Source organism: Pontibacter sp. HSC-36F09, from assembly GCF_024171605.1.
Lineage (GTDB): Bacteria > Bacteroidota > Bacteroidia > Cytophagales > Hymenobacteraceae > Pontibacter.
Map to the genome: position 1 here is coordinate 885,653 of NZ_JALKAA010000001.1, position 20,412 is coordinate 906,064.

At 51.1% G+C, this 20,412-nt stretch carries 15 protein-coding genes; 6 read left to right on the forward strand and 9 right to left on the reverse strand.

Features of this window, described 5'->3' with window-relative positions:
* The first annotated feature begins 143 nt into the window (after positions 1–143).
* On the forward strand, positions 144–1,481 hold the full coding sequence (locus tag L1278_RS04110; protein ID WP_253401196.1) for a sodium:alanine symporter family protein: 1,338 nt from the start codon (positions 144–146) through the stop codon (positions 1,479–1,481).
* 146 nt (positions 1,482–1,627) lie between these two features.
* On the opposite strand, the gene L1278_RS04115 is transcribed toward L1278_RS04110, so the two are convergent.
* The 7 genes from L1278_RS04115 to L1278_RS04145 all read right to left on the reverse strand — a co-directional run bounded on the left by L1278_RS04115 (position 1,628) and on the right by L1278_RS04145 (position 11,747).
* Positions 1,628–2,569 carry a mechanosensitive ion channel family protein gene (locus L1278_RS04115; RefSeq protein ID WP_253401198.1) on the reverse strand — a complete coding sequence of 314 codons (942 nt, stop codon included), beginning with the start codon at positions 2,567–2,569 and terminating at the stop codon, positions 1,628–1,630.
* Positions 2,570–2,616: 47 nt separating this feature from the next.
* Entirely contained in the window at positions 2,617–4,857 is a 2,241-nt protein-coding gene (locus tag L1278_RS04120; RefSeq protein ID WP_253401200.1) for a cation:proton antiporter, read from the reverse strand.
* Between the two features lie 183 nt (positions 4,858–5,040).
* Positions 5,041–6,366 (reverse strand): mechanosensitive ion channel family protein, encoded by a 1,326-nt coding sequence (locus L1278_RS04125; RefSeq protein ID WP_253401202.1) that lies wholly within the window; start codon positions 6,364–6,366, stop codon positions 5,041–5,043.
* A gap of 451 nt (positions 6,367–6,817) precedes the next feature.
* Positions 6,818–8,095 (reverse strand): kynureninase, encoded by a 1,278-nt coding sequence (kynU, locus tag L1278_RS04130; protein ID WP_253401204.1) that lies wholly within the window; start codon positions 8,093–8,095, stop codon positions 6,818–6,820.
* Positions 8,096–8,213: 118 nt separating this feature from the next.
* Positions 8,214–9,293: a hypothetical protein gene (locus tag L1278_RS04135; protein ID WP_253401206.1), complete on the reverse strand. Its 1,080-nt coding sequence runs from the start codon at positions 9,291–9,293 to the stop codon at positions 8,214–8,216.
* A gap of 170 nt (positions 9,294–9,463) precedes the next feature.
* The gene (locus L1278_RS04140) at positions 9,464–10,552 is read right to left on the reverse strand and encodes an amidohydrolase family protein (RefSeq protein WP_253401208.1); all 1,089 of its coding nucleotides are present in this window, start codon (positions 10,550–10,552) and stop codon (positions 9,464–9,466) included.
* Positions 10,553–11,219: 667 nt separating this feature from the next.
* Positions 11,220–11,747 carry a 3-hydroxyanthranilate 3,4-dioxygenase gene (locus L1278_RS04145; RefSeq protein WP_253401209.1) on the reverse strand — a complete coding sequence of 176 codons (528 nt, stop codon included), beginning with the start codon at positions 11,745–11,747 and terminating at the stop codon, positions 11,220–11,222.
* Between the two features lie 121 nt (positions 11,748–11,868).
* On the opposite strand from L1278_RS04145, the gene L1278_RS04150 reads away from it, so the two are divergent.
* The 5 genes from L1278_RS04150 to L1278_RS04170 all read left to right on the forward strand — a co-directional run bounded on the left by L1278_RS04150 (position 11,869) and on the right by L1278_RS04170 (position 17,142).
* Complete coding sequence (locus tag L1278_RS04150) at positions 11,869–12,657, forward strand: SDR family oxidoreductase (protein ID WP_253401211.1); 789 nt, start codon at positions 11,869–11,871, stop codon at positions 12,655–12,657.
* A gap of 41 nt (positions 12,658–12,698) precedes the next feature.
* A complete protein-coding gene (locus L1278_RS04155; protein WP_253401214.1) occupies positions 12,699–13,175 on the forward strand; it encodes a hypothetical protein in 477 nt (158 codons plus the stop codon).
* 45 nt (positions 13,176–13,220) lie between these two features.
* Positions 13,221–14,666: an aldehyde dehydrogenase family protein gene (locus L1278_RS04160; RefSeq protein ID WP_253401216.1), complete on the forward strand. Its 1,446-nt coding sequence runs from the start codon at positions 13,221–13,223 to the stop codon at positions 14,664–14,666.
* Positions 14,667–14,910: 244 nt separating this feature from the next.
* The gene (locus L1278_RS04165) at positions 14,911–16,182 is read left to right on the forward strand and encodes a chloride channel protein (protein WP_253401218.1); all 1,272 of its coding nucleotides are present in this window, start codon (positions 14,911–14,913) and stop codon (positions 16,180–16,182) included.
* A gap of 78 nt (positions 16,183–16,260) precedes the next feature.
* A complete protein-coding gene (locus tag L1278_RS04170) occupies positions 16,261–17,142 on the forward strand; it encodes a RelA/SpoT domain-containing protein (protein ID WP_253401220.1) in 882 nt (293 codons plus the stop codon).
* Between the two features lies 1 nt (position 17,143).
* Here the strand turns inward: L1278_RS04170 and L1278_RS04175 are convergent, their stop codons facing one another.
* Entirely contained in the window at positions 17,144–17,944 is an 801-nt protein-coding gene (locus L1278_RS04175) for a hypothetical protein (RefSeq protein WP_253401222.1), read from the reverse strand.
* Between the two features lie 201 nt (positions 17,945–18,145).
* Positions 18,146–20,383 (reverse strand): S9 family peptidase, encoded by a 2,238-nt coding sequence (locus L1278_RS04180; protein ID WP_253401224.1) that lies wholly within the window; start codon positions 20,381–20,383, stop codon positions 18,146–18,148.
* Between the last annotated feature and the right edge of the window lie 29 nt (positions 20,384–20,412).

Below are 20,412 nucleotides of genomic sequence, written 5' to 3' on the forward strand. Positions count from 1 at the left end.
CAACGTTGCTAAAAGCTGCACTTTGACCTCTTGCCTTAGGGAATTCCCGGCAAGGGTACTTATCTTTACAGATAACATCAGCTATAATACCATTGGAAGCATTAGAAAGTTTTTTTGTTGCATTTAGCGACGCCGCATGGGGTATGCCCTTATTGATACTCCTGATGGGCGGCGGCTGCTATTTTATGCTTTACTCGGGTTTCCTACCTTTCCGCTACCTGCGGCACACCATCAACGTGCTGCGAGGCAGATACGACGACCCCAACGACCCCGGCGATATAAACCACTACCAGGCACTGTCGGCTACACTGGCGGCTACTGTGGGTATGGGCAACATCAGCGGCGTAGCAGTGGCCATTGCCATTGGCGGGCCGGGTGTGCTGTTCTGGATGTGGGTGAGCGCCTTTGTTGGAATGGCGACTAAGTTCTTCACCTGCACACTCTCGGTAATGTACCGCGGCTACGACAGCGTAGGCCACCTCGAAGGCGGCCCCATGTATGTGATAGAAACCGGGCTGGGCAAAAAGTGGAAACCGTTGGCTGGGTTGTTCGCTGTGGCTGGCTTATTTGGCACATTGCCGATCTTCCAGGCCAACCAACTCACGCAGGTGGTGCGTGAAGTGCTCCTGGAGCCCCACGGCTATACCACTGCCGACCTGTTCTATACTAACCTTACCATCGGGCTAGGGCTCGTGTTCATCACTTCATTGGTGATTTTTGGAGGTATACAGCGCATTGGCCAGGTGGCGGGTAAAATGGTGCCTAGTATGGTGGTGCTCTACATGCTGGCCGTTTTCTACATCATGTTCGCTAACTATACCGCCATACCGGATGCCTTCGCGCTTATTTTCAGGGATGCCTTCACAGCGCAAACCATGCTCGGCGGCGCAGTGGGTGCCATCATCATAGCCGGTGCGCGCAGGGCAGCTTTCTCAAACGAGGCAGGTATAGGCACGGCCTCTATGATGCACGGCGCCGCCAAAACCGACGAGCCCATCCGCGAAGGACTGGTAGCCATGCTCGGCCCCTTCATCGACACCATTGTGGTGTGTACGCTCACAGGCCTGGCCATTATTATAACGGGCACCTGGCAGACCTCCAATGCCAACGGTGTGACCATGACGGCCACTGCCTTTAATAATGCCATGCCGGGCTTCGGCAGCTATGTGCTGGTGGTCTGTGTTCTGATTTTTGCCTTTACATCGCTCTTTTCTTACTCTTACTACGGCACCAAGTGCTTCAGCTACCTCTTCGGTGCGAAATACAAGCACTATTACAACTACTTTTATGTCCTTACCATCGTGTTCGGCGCCACGGCCACCATCACAGCCGTAATCGCCCTGATCGACGGCATGTATGCCATGATGGCAATCCCGACCATGGTCTCGGCGCTGCTGCTATCGCCTAAGGTAATGGCGGCCGCTCGGGATTACTTCAAAAGGATGAAAGAGTTTAAGCAAGTAGAAAAGCAGAAAGTATAGAAGCTCAAGAAAGCTTTATATCTTACTCCTTGAGAATTAAAAAAGACGGAGCCAGTTCTTTAAGGGAACTGGCTCCGTCTTTTTTAGTAGTTAATGGGTTTCTCCTACTTCACAAGGATGTACCCGGCTTTATCCATCCGATACTCTTATTCCATTCCCCTTCTCCCGCTCTCCATATGCTGCATCTCGCTTTCTTGCCCTTCGGTGGCGCTGTAGAAACGTGTGGTTGGGTAGGCAAAGCGAATATCGGATGTAGCCAGGAACTCCGTCAGAGTATCTTCCCAGATCTTGTTCTCGCTCTCGCGGCGGCCGTTAAGGTTAATAAGGTAGCGCAGTGTGAGCTGTATGCCGTTCTCTCTTACTTTGATAAACACTTTGGGGTCGAAGCTCCTGTAAAAGATAAGGTGTTGCTGTGCCTCGATGCGCACGCGCTGTTCCTGTTCTTCGTTCAGCCGCTCGGAGTGACGCAGGGCAATCTCCTTTAAAATGCCCTTGGCTTTTTGCCAGTTACTCTCAAAGGTAATACGCAACTGCACTTCATGCCACAGAAACGGGAAGCCGTAGTTGTAGTTGACCTGCCCCTGCGTGAACACCTGGCTGTTGGGGATATGCACCACGCGGCCTGTGGCCTGCTCCGAATCCACCCACTCGCCCAACTCGTTGATGGTGAACTGGAAAAAGCCGATGTCGATCACGTCGCCGGTATAAAGGCCTATTTTGATGCGGTCGCCAACTTTAAAAGGGCGCTTCCAGATCAGGAACACCCAGCCCATCATGTTCAGGATGGGGTCACGGAGCACCACCACCAAACCGACTGAGAAGATACCCAGGAACGTGGTGATGGACTTGAAACCTTCGAACCAGATGTTGGCCAGAAAGATAATGCCCAGCCCCGTTACCACGTAGTTGGTCGTTTTCTTCCACTGGTACAGCTTGCGCGTGTCCGTCTGCTGCCGCGAGGCTAGTCGCAACAGCACCCGGCTGATGATCCAGAGCGCCAGCAATGCGATCACCGACTTCAAAACGTTTTCCTGTATCTGGGCTGACAGGTGGAAGTTCTCCTCTATCCAGTATTCTATGTTTCGCATCGTGCTTATTTCTTTCTCAGGCTAAAATCGTAAAAAAAGCGCTTTTCTCAAACCTTCTGACGGACCGCCTCCAGTTGTCGCACGCGCCACGGGCTACCTACAATCCAAACTATATCGCCCTCCTCAATCACTAACTCCGAGTCGGGGTTAAGGATGCGCCTACCTTTCTTCTCTATACCTACAATCAGGCCCTGCGCTTTCTCACGCACGCCCGATTCGCGTACCGTACGGCCATGCAGCAGCGAATCAGACGATATAATCAGCTTCTGTAAACCGACTTCTTCCCGGATGGTTGCGCCGTCCACAGTAGGTATAGACGCCTCTTTTATAAAATCTCCGAAAGCTGCGATTTGCTCGTCTGTGCCGAATACGTAAATTTTATCACCTGGAAATATGCGTTCGTCGCCCGCCGGGGCCATTATCGTGCGGTCTTCCCGCTCTATAACGGCCACATTGATGCCATATTTTTCGCGTATCTGCAGTTCGATCATGCTCTTGCCGACCACTGCAGCGTTTGGTGCTACTTCAAAACTGGTCAGGTGTGCGTCCCAGGGTACCAGGGTATGGGCCATGCTGCTGGCAGCCGCTATTTCCCGGGCATTCAGATTCGACATAAACCGGTTCTCAATCCGGATGTAGAAGTTCTGAATTCTTTTGGAGAAAAGCACCAGCAGACCAATGATAAGCAGACTCACCACAAGCGCCACCTGCACCGAAACCACCCGGTTGAGCAAAAAGCCAATAACCAGGATGGCTATACCTACTCTGGTAAACTCCAGCACGATAATCAGGCTGCGGTAGTTGCGGTTAGCCCAGATACGGCCCTGCGCCTCTTTTTGCGGATGGTATACGGCCATCGCCCACAGGAAGGGCAGCATAAGAATCAGGGCGATGGTAACCGTAGCCACGCGTCCCCAGATGCCCGGCATGACTTCTTCGGTCATGAACGGGTATAGGTAGTTTTGAGACAGCAGCACGATCGCCACCAGCAAAACAGAGGACACCACCATGTTGACCACATAGGAGCGCAGCAGTATTTTCCAGTCGCTGGCCGTGCCAATGGACCTGGCACCGGAGCTGTACTCGTTGAGCCGCTTCTTCCACTTTCTCGGCAGCGCCCGCTCCACCACTTCGTAGAGCGGCTCGGACATTTTGATCATATAAGGTGTAGTGAACGTCGTGATAGCCGATACCGCCACTGCCACAGGGTATAGGAAGTCGCTGGTTACCTTGAGCGATAGGCCGAGGGTGGCGATGATGAACGAGAACTCCCCGATCTGCGACACGCTCATACCTGACTGGATGGAGGTTTTGAGTCCCTGCCCCGCCATCAGACCACCAGTCGAGATGCTGACAAGTTTCCCTACCAGCGTCACGACCGTGATCAGGGCAATCGGCCCGGCGTACTCCACAATCATCGCCGGGTTGATCAGGATGCCCACCGATACAAAAAAGATGGCGCCGAACAGGTCTTTCACGGACATGATCAGGTGCTCGATCTTCTCGGCTTTGGTGGTTTCGGCCAGGATGGAGCCCATGATGAAGGCCCCCAGCGCCGGCGAGAAGCCCACCTGCGCCGCCAGAATCACCATCAGGAAGCAAAGCGCGATGGCAACGATCAGCAGCGTCTCGTCATTCATCAGTTTGCTGGCCTTCTTGAGCAGCGTAGGTATAAGAAAGATACCCGCCAGAAACCACACCGCCAGAAAAAAGGCGAGTTTGAGCACGGCCAGCAGCATTTCGGTGCCGGCAAACTGCTGGCTCACGGCCAGCGTCGATAGCAGCACCATCAAGAGGATAGCTACCAGGTCTTCCACGATGAGTACTCCAAATACCAGCCCGGCAAAGCGCTTAGATTTTACGCCCAGTTCGTCGAATGCCCGAATGATAATAGTGGTAGAGGATATGGAAAGGATACCGCCCAAAAATACGCTGTCCATGGTGTTCCAGCCCAGCAACTTGCCCGTGAGGTAACCCAGCAGGAGCATCACGACCACTTCGACCCCAGCCATGATGGAGGAAGACCCTCCCACTTTCACGAGTTTTTTAAAGCTGAACTCCAAGCCAAGGCTGAACAGCAGGAAAATAACCCCAATCTCGGCCCATACATTGATGTTCTCTATCTCCACTATGGTCGGAAACAACTTAACGTGCGGCCCCACCAGCAGACCCGCAATGATGTATCCCAGCACCAGCGGCTGCCTCAGTTTCTTAAAAACAAGCGTCATGATGCCGGCTGCACCAAGAATCAACCCGAGGTCCAGGACCAGATTGGGTAGGTGGGTCATATAGTAGTGTCGTACTTAAACATTCGGTCTGAAATCAATACGGAAGCAGGTTGCCAACCTGACAATATACATTAAAAAAACGACCGCATACAGGCCTCATACCCGGAAATCAGCGGTCAGGCATTTATCTGTTATACTTAACCTAAAGCCGGCGCGATGCATATTTCTCTAACTACCGAGACCTTAATTTTGCATGGTCTCTGCCATAGGATAGCGCACGCCCGCTGTACCTGCCGCATTGAAGTGCAAACTCCGCACATCGTCCGCAGCCGGCATCTCAAACACCTCCAGGTCGAAGTACTTGACCGCTGCCAGCAAGTGGTCAAAAATATCGGCCATGATGCCTTCGTACTCCACCCACACGATGCTGTTAGCAAACAGGTATAGCTCGATCGGCATGCCGGTGGTGGTGGGCTCGAGCTGACGCACCATCATGATCATTTCTTTGTGGGTGCCCGGATGCTGCTTGATATAGGCATCGATGTACTTTCTGAACACGCCCACGTTGGTCAGGCTGCGGCCGTTAATAAGCAGACTCTTGTCAATCTCGTTCTCTTTGTTGAATCGACTGATTTCGTTCTGCCGCTCTTCCAAGTAGCTTTTCAGCAACTGAATTTTGCTCAGTTCGGCTACTTCATCGGCTGATAAATAGCGGATGCTCGATATTTTGATGTAGACAGAACGCTTGATGCGTCGCCCACCCGAGGTCTGCATGCCCCGCCAGTTTTTGAAGGAGTCGGAGATCAGGTAATAAGTAGGTATAGTGGTGATGGTTTTGTCGAAGTTCTGCACTTTCACTGTGGTCAGGTTTATCTCGGTCACTTCGCCGTCTGCGCCATACTTGTCCATGGTTACCCAGTCGCCAATGCGCACCATGTCGTTAGACGAAACCTGTATGCTGGCCACAAATCCCATGATGGTGTCTTTGAAGATCAACATCAGAATGGCCGAAGCCGCACCCATGGCCGTGATAAAGGCCCAGGCGTCTTTGCCGGTGAGGGTAGAGAAAATAAGCAGACCGACTATAAAGTACAAGAAGATGGTGATTACCTGCAGGAAACTCTCAATTGGTTTTTCTTTAAAGGTTTCGGTTGTTTTCAGAAAATCCTTGCAGGTGCGCAGCACCGCACGGGCCACCCACATCCATAGCAGGATCAGGTATATGTCGGTGAACTTATTAAGGGCCGGAATCCAGGTCGGGAAGTCGGCAAACACAATAGGTATAGCCTGCACTACAATAATGAGCGGCACGATGCGGGCCAGGTATACCACCACCCGGTTGCGTGCCATGAATTCTACCAGCCTGGTGCTGGACTTGGCCGCAAACTTATGGGCGGTGCCCACAAAGATTTTTCTGGCCAAAAAATCAGCCAGGTAGATCAAAATGGCTGCCCCTGTAATTAAGGCAAACAGGTTGATGTACATGGCGGCCTGTTCAGGCACTCCTAAGCTCAACAATTGGTCTGATGTCCAGCTACTGATCGCATCATTCGAATAAGTAGTGTTCATAGTAAGGGGGTTAAGAATTTTGGAAATGAATCGGTATGGTGCTGCCAACAGGATATCCGGCGGCGCAACGCTTCAGGAGCATCTGGCAGGCCTTAGCCTATACCTGTCAACTGGTGGCCACTAGTAGTAGTAGCACCTATGCGGGCAGTAAAATGATATAGACCGCGCTATGCTGCCGGTAATGACCATCGCACTACAAAAGTAGGACTTTTGCTTCTAAAATACAGCTTAAACCTCAATTCCTGGGTCGGTTATGCTATACCAGCGTCAGGTATTCGTTTTTCCTGGTCAGTTCTCTGACATGATTGGTCATCACAGCGCCATACCTGCGTTATGGGTATAAGAGCGCGTCGCAACAAGCTGATGATTGAAGCGGACACCTTTCAGCGGCCGCTTCAATCATCAGCTTGTTAAAACAGATTTTGTGCTTGACTGCGTGATGCAGGGCGGTTTAACGATGCCCTTCCAGGCAGGCGTGCAGGATTTCGGAGAAGCGGTATACCTCCTCGAAGCTGTTGTAAAGCGGCGTAGGTGCAACACGAATTACGCTCGGCTCCCGGAAATCTACGATAATACCGGCTTCCATTAGTTTATCAAATAGCTCGCGGGCGTCTTGCTTCACAAGGAGCGATATCTGGCAGCCGCGGGCCTGCGGGTCGCGTGGCGTAATCATCTCGAGCACGTCTTTGCTCACCTGCACATCATTAATCAGGAACTCCAGGTAGCCTGTCAGCTTCTCGCTCTTAGCGCGCAGATTCGCTATACCTGCTTCGTCAAAAATCTCAAGCGATGCGCGGTGCACGGCCATTGGCAGAATCTGGGCATTGCTAAGCTGCCAGCCTTCAGCACCAGGTATAGGTATAAAGCCTTTCTTCATCTGGAAGCGCACGCTTGCATCGTGGCCCCACCAGCCGGCAAAGCGCGGCAGATCAGAATTGTTGGCATGGCGCTCGTGCACGAACACACCTGAAGTACCGCCCGGTCCGGAGTTCAGGTATTTGTAGGTACACCACACAGCAAAGTCCACGTCCCAGTCGTGCAGTTGCATAGGCACGTTGCCGGCGGCATGCGCCAGGTCAAAACCTACTACAGCACCCACTTCGTGCCCCACTTGTGCGATGGCCTGCATGTCGTATACCTGCCCGGTGTAGTAATTGATGCCACCCATCATTACGAGTGCCAGTTCGTCGCCATGCTCACGAATGCTATTCAGAATATCTTCGGTGCGCAGCGTGTGCTCGCCTTCTCTGGGGAACAACTCCACAATGGCCTCCTCCGGGGTATAGCCATGGAATTTCACCTGTGTCTCGATCGCATACTGGTCCGACGGGAAAGCCCCGCCTTCCATGATGATCTTGATGCGCTTGCCCTCCGGTCTGTAAAACGACACGAGCATGAGGTGCAGGTTTACAGTAAGCTGGTTCATGATCACCACTTCCTGCGCCTTTGCTCCCACCACACGGGCAGCGCCGTCTGTTAGCAATTTGTGATAGTTGAACCAAGGGTCTTCGCCTTTAAAGTGGCCTTCTACGGCATAATTCGCCCATTTATACATCTCGTTATCGATGTACATCTGCGCCGACTTTGGCTGCAAACCAAGCGAGTTGCCACAAAAGTAAATAGCGTCGCGGCCGTTTACCTGCGGAAAATAAAAGCGGTCTTTGAAATGCTTAAGCGGGTCGAGGTTATCTTGTTCCTGCGCAAAGGCAAGGCTATTCTGGTAGTTCATTTTTTTGGTGCGGGTATGGGTGTTATCTAAAGGCGGCGTCAGCCCCTTAATTCATCTCCTGCGAAGATAGAAAATAACTGGGCAAAGTTTATTAAGCCCCCGCCCGGTAACCGCCATGTTATTTCCAGTTTGTCTTCCCAAAATCATACTTCAGGCCGAGGCTGAATGATCTTGGCAATTCTTCCAGAACCAACAGGTGGTTGATTTCGGCATAAACAGCCATTCTTGGAAATAGTTTCGATTCAAATCCGAGACCGGGGCTAAGGCGGAGTGCAGCCCCGAATCCGTTTTCATTATAGCCTTCCTCAGGGTGACTATAAGACACGTAACCAGCATCTATGAGGTGAACGAGCACATAAGCGCTGTATTTTTCTGCTTTCTTAAAGGCCATTTCGTACCGCAAACCCAGGGCATACGAATGCGCATTCTCTTCCCCAAATCTATAAGAAGAGTAGTCTAGGGACGCCTTAATAGAATGCCTGCTGTGCTTGGAGAAGTAATACTGAAGGCCAGCCATATTTCCGTAGCCACGTGCTTCAATCGGAATGTTCTTGCTGAAGCCATACTTGCTGTATTGCGTAAAAAAGACCCAGTTCGGTTCTTTCCCGGCTTTCTTATCGCCTTGCCACTCGTAGCTAGCATCCCCCTGGTTGTATTCCCGAATTATCTTAGTCAGACTACCCTCTTTCAAAGTTGTCTTCTCCAACTGCTGCATAATGTCTATGCGGTCATACATCAGCGAGCTGAGCGTGCCGATGTACTTATGGTCTTTCCGCAAATACTTTTTGCCACCCTGGTTTTCATACATGCTGTTATTCTCGAGTTTATGCAGTGCATTGTCTTTCGATACATAGTAGTATTCTGATGAATTCTCTTCTCTTTTATAGAGTGAAACCTTAGGCGACTCGATCAGCACCTTCAGCACCAGCGAGACACTATCAGCATTCGTTGAATAGCGCCTAGCAACAAACTTTTCACCGTTATCAAGCTTTATCTCAGAGATTTGCTCTGCAGTAAATACTTGCTTGGCACCCTGCTCACCGGAGAGGCGAATTTCATTGGGCTCGTCGTAAAAATAAGTGATGGACCCTGTCAGGTTATCTCCATTTTTCAGGGCTATTGCCCCCTTTTGGCTTTGGATCTGGGCATAGAGAGCAACCGGAAAGAATAGAAGAAAGAGTATAAGTTTGAGTTTCATAAAAAAGGTAGGGTTATAAATTTCGGGTGCAAATATAATCCAACTCCCAGATACTTGCACTATCTATATCGCACATCTTTTGTTATAAAGAGCGCACGCGGTATACGCAAGTAAAATAGACCTTTACAGAGGAGAGAATACCTAAATAGTTGCTGAAAAGAATGCCCGATTTATACCTTAGCCTTCGAAATATCCACTGAGCCCTTCACAAAAAGGCTCTTCTCCAGATTCAGCCATTCTAGGGCAGTGCCGTGCAGCATGCGGTCTTTGGTGGCGCGATCGTAGGGCATAGATTCGATTAATTTGCCGGGCTCCAGTTCGCCGAGCGGGAAAGGATAGTCAGTGCCGAGGGCAATGCTGTTGGCGCCCACCAGATTCACGAGGTACTCCAGCGCCTGAGGGTCGTGTACGAGGGAGTCGAAGTAGAATTTGCCGAGGTACTCGCGGGGGTTCACGTTGTTGTCTATGGCACACAAGTCAGGCCGTACTTCGAAACCGTGGCAGATACGACCGATGGTGGCCGGAAAGGAGCCGCCGCCGTGGGCAAAAGCTACTCGTAGCTTCGGCAAACGCTCGAGCACACCACCGAAAATCATGGAGCAAATGGCCAGGCTGGTTTCTGCGGGCATACCTACGAGCCAGGGCAGCCAGTATTTGCTCATTTTCTCTTTGCCGTACATATCCCAGGGGTGCACAAACACAGCCGCCCCCAGTTCTTCGGCCGCCTGAAAAATCGGGAACAGCTCGGGCGCGTCCAGGTTCCAGTCGTTGATATGTGAACCGATCTGTATACCTGCCATACCCAGTTCCTTCATGCAACGCTCCAGCTCTTTAATCGCCAAATTAGGGTCCTGCATCGGAAGGGTGCCAAGGCCGATGAAGCGGTCGGGGTAGTCGGCGACTATACCTGCGATGTGGTCGTTGAGCATGCGCGACAGGTCGTAGGTATGCTCCGGCTTGGCCCAGTAGTTGAACATGACAGGCACCGTGCTCAGCACCTGTACGCCCACCTGGTGATGGCTACACTCGTGCATGCGCACTTTGGGGTCCCAGCAATTGTCCTGAATCTCGCGGAAAAACTTATCGTCCATCATCATGCGGGCGCAGCACGGTTTGTGGTGCTCGAGCCTCACAAAACCGCCATACCCGTAGCGCTCCCGCAAATCGGGCCAGGTGGCGGGCAGGATGTGCGTGTGTATATCAATCTTGAACAGATTGCTTTCGGCAGGTATAGAGACGTCAGGCTTTCGGTTTTGCATGCTGGTAAAGGAACGAAAAAGCGGCTATACAGCGTACGGCCAGATCAGGCAATCCAACAATATAAGCATTTTATAGATTCTACGTGAGTTTTGGGGAAGGATTTGTGAATAACCGGGATCTCCATATAGGACCCCTACCCCAAGGATTTTTAGGATTAAAAAGAATTATCATGATTTCGGCAGAAACTGGGTCCCTCAAGCCTCTCCTTATCTAAGGTGAGGGATCACGTCATTTCAATCTTCGCCTAAAAATAGGGAAGGAGCTTGTGCACGATTAACATCCCCCTACCCCCTTAAAAGGGGGACTTTGCATAAGTTGCATAGCAAAAAAGCTTAGCTATCGAAACTATACCCAGTCCTCGGGTTGAGCGCCTTGTATTGTTGCGGTGCCCGTAAGGGCAGCCCGGAGCGGAGCTACAAGAGGCCCCCTACCCCCGGAGCAGCTTCAATACACAGCGCGATGCCCAAGGACGATGCCCCCCTTATATAGGGCCCCTACCCCAGCACGAGCGCCCCAAAGTAAGAGACGAAGCTCCAGGTATAATAGCACTGGTATAGCCGCAGCCAGCAAGTATAGCTTATTGCCATTAGCAACAGTCGGTAGCTAAATCCAGATTTCTCACTAGCGTTCGAAATGACAGTGCGTATTTCGGATTGACAAACAACGTTATGCAGGCTTCACCGGTGGTTGCAACACCTCACCACACTTCTTACAAGTCCGCAAATCTTCATTATCCCAGAAGTTATTCATAATCACGGGCAGCTGCTTCACGATATCCGTTACTTCCGTAAAATCCTCGTGCAGCTTGTTGCCGCAGTTCTCGCAAAACCACATAAAACCGTCCTTCTCCCCTTCTCTACGGTAGCGCTCAATCACCAGACCGACTGTGTTGGCAGGGCGTTGCGGTGAATGCGGTACCCTTGCCGGCAACAGGAAAATCTCACCCTCTTTGATAGGAATATCCACTGGTTTGCCGTCTTCTATAATCTTCAGCACAATATCGCCTTCCACCTGGTAGAAAAACTCCTCACCTTCGTCGTAATGATAGTCCTTGCGGGCGTTGGGACCGCCGACCACCATCACAATAAAGTCGTCGTTGCCTTTGTATACCTGCTGGTTGCCCACAGGAGGCTTCAGTAAATGGCGGTGTTCCTCTATCCACTGCTTGAAATTGAAAGCGCGCTGTATGGCCATAGTTTTATCGGGTTAGGTTGATAGCTTGAATGTACGGAAAAGTATACAAAAATGGTAACTCAGGTATAGCACGAGCTCAGGCCACCGTGCAAGTTTGGAGGCTTTTGCGTACATTTAAGCTATGAACTTAGACCTAAACGATAAAAGAGCCATCGTGTGCGGCAGCACGCAAGGTATAGGCAAAGCCATCGCTGTAGAACTGGCGCAACTAGGTGCCAGCGTGACACTGGTAGCTCGCAACGAAGCCAAGCTACAGGAAATAACCCAGGAGTTGGACAATAGCAAAGGCCAGCAGCACGATTATCTGGTGGCTGATTTCAGTAAGCCGGAAGAACTGGTGCAGCAACTACAGGTATACCTGCAGCAACACGAGCAGGTGCATATCCTCATCAACAACACCGGCGGGCCAGCAGGCGGACCAATCGTGAATGCCAAACCAGAAGAGTTTCTCAGCGCTTTTAACATGCACCTCATCAACAACCACAACCTGGCACAAGCAGTCATTCCGCTGATGAAAAAGGCAGGTTACGGTCGCATTATCAATATTATTAGCACGTCGGTGAAGCAGCCCCTACAGAACCTGGGCGTGTCGAACACCATCCGTGGTGCCGTGGCTAGTTGGGCCAAAACTATGGCCAACGAACTGGGGCAGTTCGGCATCACGGTGAACAACGTGCTCCCCGGCGCTACCCGCACTGGTCGTCTGGAATCTATCATCGAGAACAAAGCGAAAAAAACCGAAAGTGCTGTGGATAAGGTAGAAGAAGAGATGATGTCCGAAATCCCAGCCCGCCGCTTCGCCGAACCCGAAGAAGTAGCGGCAGCCGCAGCGTTTTTGGCTACGCCAGCGGCTGCTTATATCAACGGCATCAATGTGCCGGTTGATGGGGGCAGGACGGGGAGTTTGTAGAGATTGTTGATTGTTAATAGTTGATTGTTGTTTTCAAGACAGTGGAATTGCCTCAGCTCAAAAATATACAAACAGGTATCATTAATGGGTTAATCTTAGCATGTAGCTTAATCTGTGCAAGCTGTGGATTAATGGGTGCGGGAAGCTATCCGCATGCAGAGACTTTTGAAATAAAGGCGCCAGAGGCGAAAGTTATACAGGCTGTAATGGATTATAAAGCAAAACACCCTGAAAGTGTTGTCCCATTACATAGTTTAACTGACTACAAAAAAGATAGTAATGACTACTGGTATAACATATACTTTTACTTGCCAGAAACAAACCAGATCGTGCACTGCTGGACAAGGCCTAGCGGTAAAAATGAGACTACTTTTGCAATTGTTGGAATAAATGAAGGCTTAGAGTTAGGTAACTGGAGAAGAGTAAACAGCGACTTTGGTTATTTTGAAAACAGAGAGATACTGAAACATCTGGAAGAAAAGTTTGTAAATCCGATTCAACAAATTGCCCTTCAATAAAACCCACCCTATTTACACATAGATTTTAATTCTTAATTCCTCCTCGTGCAGCACATACATAACTACATCGACGGCCAGTTGGTAATGCCTGTGGCGGGGCGGTACATCGACAACTACAACCCAGCTCTGGGCGAAGTATACTCGCTTATACCTAACTCCGACGAACAGGACGTCGAGCAGGCGGTGCAGGCGGCTTTGAAGGCTTTCCCAGCCTGGTCGAATACGCCTGCCGAGAAGCGGGGTCAGATTATGATGCGCATTGCTGACCTGATTGACCAGAATCTGGACAAACTGGCCGAAGCCGAATCCATAGACAATGGCAAGCCGCTTAAGCTGGCAAAGTCGGTGGATATACCGCGGGCGAGTAGCAACATGCGCTTCTATGGTACGGCCATCCAGCATTTCGCTTCGGAAGCGCATTACATGGAAGGCACCGACGCCATCAACTATACCGTGCGCCATCCGCATGGGGTGGTGGGCTGCATTTCGCCCTGGAACCTGCCGCTATACCTGTTCACCTGGAAAATTGCTCCTGCCCTGGCCGCTGGCAATTGTGTGGTGGCGAAGCCCTCGGAAGTGACGCCGATGACGGCTTACATGTTGTCCGAAATCTGCATCGAAGCGGGCTTGCCGGCGGGTGTGCTCAATATTGTGCATGGCTACGGCCACAAGGTAGGCGCTGCTATGACGGCCCACCCGAAAGTACCCGTTATCTCTTTCACAGGCGGCACGGCCACCGGACGCACTATTGCGGCCACAGCGGCGCCTATGTTCAAAAAGCTGTCGCTGGAGCTGGGCGGAAAAAACCCAAACATCATCTTCGCGGATTGCGACTTCAACAATGCGCTCCATACCTCCATCCACTCCTCGTTCGCCAACCAGGGGCAGATTTGCCTCTGTGGCTCCCGTATTTTTATTGAACGTCCGCTGTACGAGAAATTCCGCGACGCTTTTGTAGAGAAAGTAAAGGCCATGCAAGTAGGCGACCCGATGGAAGAGGGCACGAAATTAGGCGCGGTGGTGTCGGAACAGCACATGAAAAAAGTGTTGTCTTATATTGAGCTAGCCAAACAAGAGGGCGGCACCATCCTGACGGGTGGTCATCAGGTACAGGTAGCGGGACGTTGCGAAAAAGGATGGTTCATCGCCCCGACCATCGTCGAAGGACTGCCTTACAACTGCCGCACCAACACCGAAGAGATTTTTGGTCCGGTTGTTACGCTCACTCCTTTCGACACGGAAGAAGAAGTCATTCAATACGCCAACTGCACCGACTACGGTCTCTCCGCCACCATCTGGACACAGAACCTGCAGCGGGCGCACCGCGTTGCGCACCAGGTAAATGCGGGCATCATCTGGGTCAACACCTGGCTCCTGCGCGACCTGCGCACACCTTTCGGTGGTATGAAAAACTCTGGTGTGGGACGCGAAGGCGGTTTTGAGGCGCTAAGATTCTTCACCGAACCGCAGAATGTTTGTGTGAAATTGTAGCTATACCTGTGTTGTCATTGAAAACACGCCCAAGACACGAATCGAAGGCGTCAACATAAGCAAATGCTCTTTCGAATTTATCAATCCGAAATTAAACTGTAGGGGATTGCCTAATCCCCATGTATCGGCACACGCGGGTCTGGAGATCCGCAGCGGTTAAAATTCGGATAGAAATATCCGAATCAGCATCTTCTGAATCCTTATTGCCTTTACCTCCACCTGATTTTCTCCGTACTTTTGCAGCATGGACTTTAAAAGAAGAAGGCTGGCTGTTACGCTACGGAACCAGATTAACTATCCTTTACAGTTTAACCCATTTGTATTCAGCAAGATTTTCCTGCTGTGGGTAGCTATTGGCATCATGGGAGGCGTGATAGCCGGACTTTACTGGATGGTGCTGGAGGGCTTTATGCATTTTCTTGCGCCAGTGCAGGGGCTCTGGGTTATCCCTTTGATGGCCTCAGCTGGTCTGCTGGCGGGTCTCATTATCCACTACCTCGGCGACCCCGGCGAGATGGACCTCATCGTGAACAACATCCGTTTCAAAGGCGGGCATCTGGAGCCCAGGAACAACCCCTCCATGATTCTGTCGTCGTGGTTGTGTATTGCGAGTGGTGGCAGCGCCGGCCCTGAGGCACCGCTGGTACAGGTGGTGGGCTCTACCGGCACCTGGATTGCCAAAAAACTTAAAATCAGGGGAGAAGACCTGCGCTCGCTCACCATTGCAGGTATGGCTTCCGCTTTCACCGCGCTTTTTGGCGCTCCGCTTGGCGGCACCTTGTTTGCCCTCGAAATCCTGCACCACAAGCATGTGGTGGAGTATTACCAGGCACTTATACCTGCGTTTGTAGCCAGTTGCTCCAGCTACGTCATATTTATATTGATCACCCATATTGGCATTGGCCCAACCTGGAATTTCCCGGTATACTCCACTCCTGAACTGAACGACTTTTTCTACGCCATGCTGTATGCACTGGCAGGTACGGCAGCGGGTTGGCTGTTTATCTTCACGGTGCGCCAATGCAGAAATATGTTCAGAAAATTCAGTGTGCCGATCTATGTAAAGATGGCTGTAGGTGGCCTGCTGATTGGTACCATCGCTTACTATGTGCCCCTCTCCCGTTACTTTAGTCACGATGAGTTGAACATACTGCTGGAAGAGCAATTCTCGCTTCAATTCCTGCTTATCTTGCTGGGTGCCAAGATTCTGGCTATCGCTTTCACGGTTACTTCCGGCTGGCGTGGGGGCTTCATTATTCCCCTGTTTTTTGTGGGTGCTACGGTGGGTATGATTGTGAACGCGGCTTTTCCTGGTCAGAACCTCCCCCTGATTATGGTAAGCTGTATGGCGGCCATCAACGCCTGTGTTACCCGCACGCCCATCAGCACTATCATCCTGCTGTCTACCCTGACTGGTTTCCATCATTTCATCCCCATCATGTTCGCCAGCCTGACCGGTTTTTTCCTGGCGCCTAAAACACCGCTCATCAATGCGCAACTGGGCCTGAAAGAATAGAACTTATACCTATTAAGCTGTGCCATTATCACTTTCAAGCGTAAAACTAGCTATACAATGGTCTGAAACCGCTTGAGCATGTCTATACCTTGTGCCACACTTTCCTATATACTCACTGCCTTGGAAACGAGCCGGGAGGATTTGTATGCACAAGGTATAGACCCGGACTCGCTGGTGGCCATCTACAATGATTTTCTGACTCGGAAAGATGAGCTTAACGCCATCTCCCATATAACGGCCAATACCTTGCTGCAAGCCCCGGGTGCTCAGGCCATCAGGTATAGGATAAAAGACCCGCTCCACCTGCTCCGCAAAGTTATCCGCAAAAAAGCTGAGTATCCGGAACGGATTATTGACCACCGCAGCTACCTCGACTGGATAAATGACCTGGTAGGTATACGGGTGCTATACCTGTACAAAGAATCGTGGCGTAGCCTAGGGCAGTACATAGAGGAGGTATGGCCACTGAAACGTCCGCCGGTCGCTTATATTCACGAGAGCGATACAGGTATGCTTGTGGAGGAACTGGCAAAGGAAGGATGTATTCTCCGGCGGCATCCGCTGGGCTATAGGGCAGTCCACTATGTCATCAGTACACAGCCGCACCGCCAGCGTTATTTTGTGGAGATACAATTGCGCACACTTTTCGAGGAGGGTTGGAGCGAGATAGACCATACGGTGCGCTACCCTGACCGCGCCTGCAACGGCTTCGCTAGGGACCTGCTGGCCGTGCTGAACCGCCTTACCGGCAACGCCGATGACATAGCCACCCTCATTAAGTTATTCTTCGATAAGATGCAGGCAAAGAAATCCGGACAGTCGACCGCCACCTCGTGGACGCAAGAAGAGCGACATGAACTTGAAGACGAGGTAGAAAAGCTTCCGGTAACGCCCGAAGAGAGGCAACGGCTGCGCGAGCACATCCGGCAGCTGCCGGGAAGCACCCATTCGGCAGACTAGGCTACTGTTTCTTGTCCGGCACCAGGTTGTGCGCTACCAGTTTCCAGTTGCCGTCTATCGCTTTCCATACCTTCAGGTAATAGCCGGTTTCTTCCTGTTTGCCACTGTTGTAGGTATAGCTGCCGTAGGTATAGGCCATATCAGCTGCCGGCGAAACATCGTGCCCGATGGTGGTATAATTGATGTTCCCGGCAGGCTCTATACGCAGTTCCTTATACCTGACAGGATACTGACCCGCCCGGTAAATCAGGGTTTCGTCGTCATAAGGCTGCACCCGCAGTACATCTTTCTGCAGTAGATCCTGCGCTGTTCCTTTACTTGTTTTAACGCCAGCTGTTGGCTTATATGCCTCCGGTTTTATCTGATCTACTGGATAAGAACTCCCGTGGTCAATAGCTACTTTCCACTGCCCGTCAGGCTGTTTCTTCCACACCGACAGATAAAAGCCTGCTCCTGCCGGCTGCTCATCCTTTGGGTTGACTCTCACCTCGTAAGGCCCGGTGGTATAGCCCCAGTCCAGGGAGCTGGAAATATCGGCATAAACAGGATACCAGGAGAGTTTGGCGCTGCTTTCCGGCCTGCTGCCATAGCCCTCTTTGCCATTCACCGGTTCAGGCAGAAATACAATTGCGTCATCTGCTAAAAACTCCAAAAAAGCTGCCTGTATACCTTCTTCCACAGAAGTTGTTGCAAAGCTTATTTCAGCTTCTACCAGCTCAGCAAGCGCTTTATCACGGTTTTGGCCCATACCCTGAAAAGCATAGAGTACAAACGGCAAGATCAGGAAAAGTAGTTTTTTCATAGTGCACAGGTATAGCCATCATAAATTTAACAGATATACGCCGTATACCTTCAGCTGTCAACTCATTTTAATAGTCACTTCACTTATAATATTGCCTATACCTAAACAAAAAGGCCCGCCATTACTGACAGGCCTTTTCGTTTAGGTATAGGTTTTATCTTTTGTCCTTTGTCAAAAAGCCCTCTGTCAAATAATTAAACCTTATTGATTCTGCGACTCTGTGGTCGGGTTAATCAGGTTGCGCTCCAAGAAGTCAGTCATCATTTTGAAGCGGTGCAGGCTCGTGATGCCGCCACCCACGCCGTGGTTGCGGTTCGGGTAGTAGAAGCTTTCGAACTGCTTGTTGGCGCTGATCAGGGCGTCCTGCATTTCTACTGCGTTCTGGAAGTGCACGTTATCGTCGCCGGTTCCGTGGATCAACAACAGCTTGCCCTGCAGTTTGTCGGCAAAGAACAGCGGTGAGTTATCGTCGTAACCCGATGCGTTCTCCTGCGGTGTTTTCAGGTAGCGCTCGGTATAGATCGTGTCGTAATAGCGCCAGTTCGTAACCGGAGCAACAGATATACCTGCTGCAAACACGCCATTTCCTTTCGTCAGACCAAGCAAAGTCATGTAGCCACCGTAGCTGTGACCCCAGATGCCGATGCGGTTTTTGTCTACGTACGACTGGTTGCCCAACCACTTGGCTGCTTCAATCTGGTCCTCAATTTCGTACTTGCCAAGGTTTGCATAAGTCACTTTCTTGAACTCAGCACCACGGGCACCTGTACCACGATTGTCCACGCTCACTACTATAACGCCCTTGTTGGCCAGCACCTGGTACCACAGGTAGTTTGCACCGCCCCAGCTGTTGTTTACTGTCTGCGAGCCCGGGCCACCGTACACAAACATCAGTACCGGGTATTTCTTGTTCGGATCAAAATCAGTTGGTTTGATCATCCAGCCGTTCAGTTGTGTGCCGTCCTGAGTCTTCATAGTAAAGAACTCCTGCTTGGCAATGTCATACTGGGCCAGCGTGTTTTTCAACTTCTGGTTATCTTCCAGCACTTTCACCAGTTTGCCGTCTTTGGCCGTGTGCAGACTTACTGTTGGCACCTCGTTGGCAGCTGACTGGTAATCGAGGAAGTATTTGAAGTCGTTGCTCATGTTCACGCGGTGCGTACCGGCTTTATCAGTCAGGCGGGTTTTCTTCTTGCCTTTGCTGTTGATGCTGTACAAGTGGCGCTCCAGTGGCGATACCTCTGTAGACATGTAGAACAAGCGATCGTTCTTCTCGTCGTAACCGATGTAGCTGCTCATTTCCCAGTTGCCCTTCGTGATCTGACGCACCAGTTTGCCGTTCATGTTGTGCAGGTATAGGTGGTTAAAGCCATCCTTTTCAGAAGAGTGAATGAAGTGCTTGCCGTCTTTCAGGTATGTCAGGTCGTCGGTGATGTCGATGTAGGCTTTGTCTGTCTCTTTCAGCACCACGTTGGTTTTGCCGGTTGTGGCGTTGGCGTGCAGGATTTCCAGCGTGTTCTGCAGGCGGTTCATCTTCTGGATCGAAAGCAGGTTGCTGTCGTTGGTCCACTTGATGCGCGGCAGGTATATGTCCGTTTCGTTGCCGGTATCCATCTTCACCGTCTGGCCATTGCCCACGTTATACACCGATACGGTTATGATAGAGTTGGCCTCACCGGCTTTCGGATATTTGAATTTGTTGTCCTGCGGGTATAGCTCGCCCCACATCTGCATGTTAAACTCCGGCACGTTGGTCTCGTCGAAGGTATAGAAAGCGATCTTAGAGCCGTCTGGTGACCAGTGGAAACCCTGTGCAAACGAGAATTCCTCTTCGTATACCCAATCGGCGTAACCGTTGATGATGGAGTTGAACTTACCGGTGTTGGTGATCTGTGTTTCCTTCATGTTGGCAAGGTCCACGAAGAACATGTTACCTTCGCGCGCAAAAGCCACACGCTTGGCATCCGGAGAGAAAGTAGCGTAAAGCTGCTTACCGCCGTTGCTCAGCTTGGTCAGTTTCTTCGAGGCGATGTCATACACATAAAACTCAGCCTTGGAAGAGCGGCGGTAGATCTGCTCGCGCTCGGTAGAGAACAGCACCTTTTTCTCATCAGAGCTAAAGGTATAGCCATCGAATTTGATCGGCTTGTCGCTGCCCTCAGGCTTCAGGTCCTCGCCCTCGATGATCGTGTTCACTGGCTGGCCTGTCGTCACGTCGTAGCGCACAATGTCGTTCACGCCGTTTTTCTCGTCGGCTACCTGTGAGCTGTAGTAGCGGCCGTCGTTCATCCAGTTGACGCCGTACACCGATTTAGCCGAGAAGGTGCCCTTCTGGTAGATGTCCTCCAGCGTGACTTCTTTCTTCTGCTGGGCCTGCGCCACAAAAGCGAAGCACAAGAGCATCACAGCCAGAAAATTGGTTTTAAGGTTGATATGCATGTGTATAAGGGTTGTTAACGTTTAGTTTG

Coding starts and splice junctions, on each gene's coding strand:
- L1278_RS04110 (WP_253401196.1), top strand. CDS start 144: ATGCCCTTATTGATACTCCTGATGGGCGGCGGCTGCTATTTTATGCTT.
- L1278_RS04115 (WP_253401198.1), bottom strand. CDS start 2,569: ATGCGAAACATAGAATACTGGATAGAGGAGAACTTCCACCTGTCAGCC.
- L1278_RS04120 (WP_253401200.1), bottom strand. CDS start 4,857: ATGACCCACCTACCCAATCTGGTCCTGGACCTCGGGTTGATTCTTGGT.
- L1278_RS04125 (WP_253401202.1), bottom strand. CDS start 6,366: ATGAACACTACTTATTCGAATGATGCGATCAGTAGCTGGACATCAGAC.
- kynU (WP_253401204.1), bottom strand. CDS start 8,095: ATGAACTACCAGAATAGCCTTGCCTTTGCGCAGGAACAAGATAACCTC.
- L1278_RS04135 (WP_253401206.1), bottom strand. CDS start 9,293: ATGAAACTCAAACTTATACTCTTTCTTCTATTCTTTCCGGTTGCTCTC.
- L1278_RS04140 (WP_253401208.1), bottom strand. CDS start 10,552: ATGCAAAACCGAAAGCCTGACGTCTCTATACCTGCCGAAAGCAATCTG.
- L1278_RS04145 (WP_253401209.1), bottom strand. CDS start 11,747: ATGGCCATACAGCGCGCTTTCAATTTCAAGCAGTGGATAGAGGAACAC.
- L1278_RS04150 (WP_253401211.1), top strand. CDS start 11,869: ATGAACTTAGACCTAAACGATAAAAGAGCCATCGTGTGCGGCAGCACG.
- L1278_RS04165 (WP_253401218.1), top strand. CDS start 14,911: ATGGACTTTAAAAGAAGAAGGCTGGCTGTTACGCTACGGAACCAGATT.
- L1278_RS04170 (WP_253401220.1), top strand. CDS start 16,261: ATGTCTATACCTTGTGCCACACTTTCCTATATACTCACTGCCTTGGAA.
- L1278_RS04175 (WP_253401222.1), bottom strand. CDS start 17,944: ATGAAAAAACTACTTTTCCTGATCTTGCCGTTTGTACTCTATGCTTTT.
- L1278_RS04180 (WP_253401224.1), bottom strand. CDS start 20,383: ATGCATATCAACCTTAAAACCAATTTTCTGGCTGTGATGCTCTTGTGC.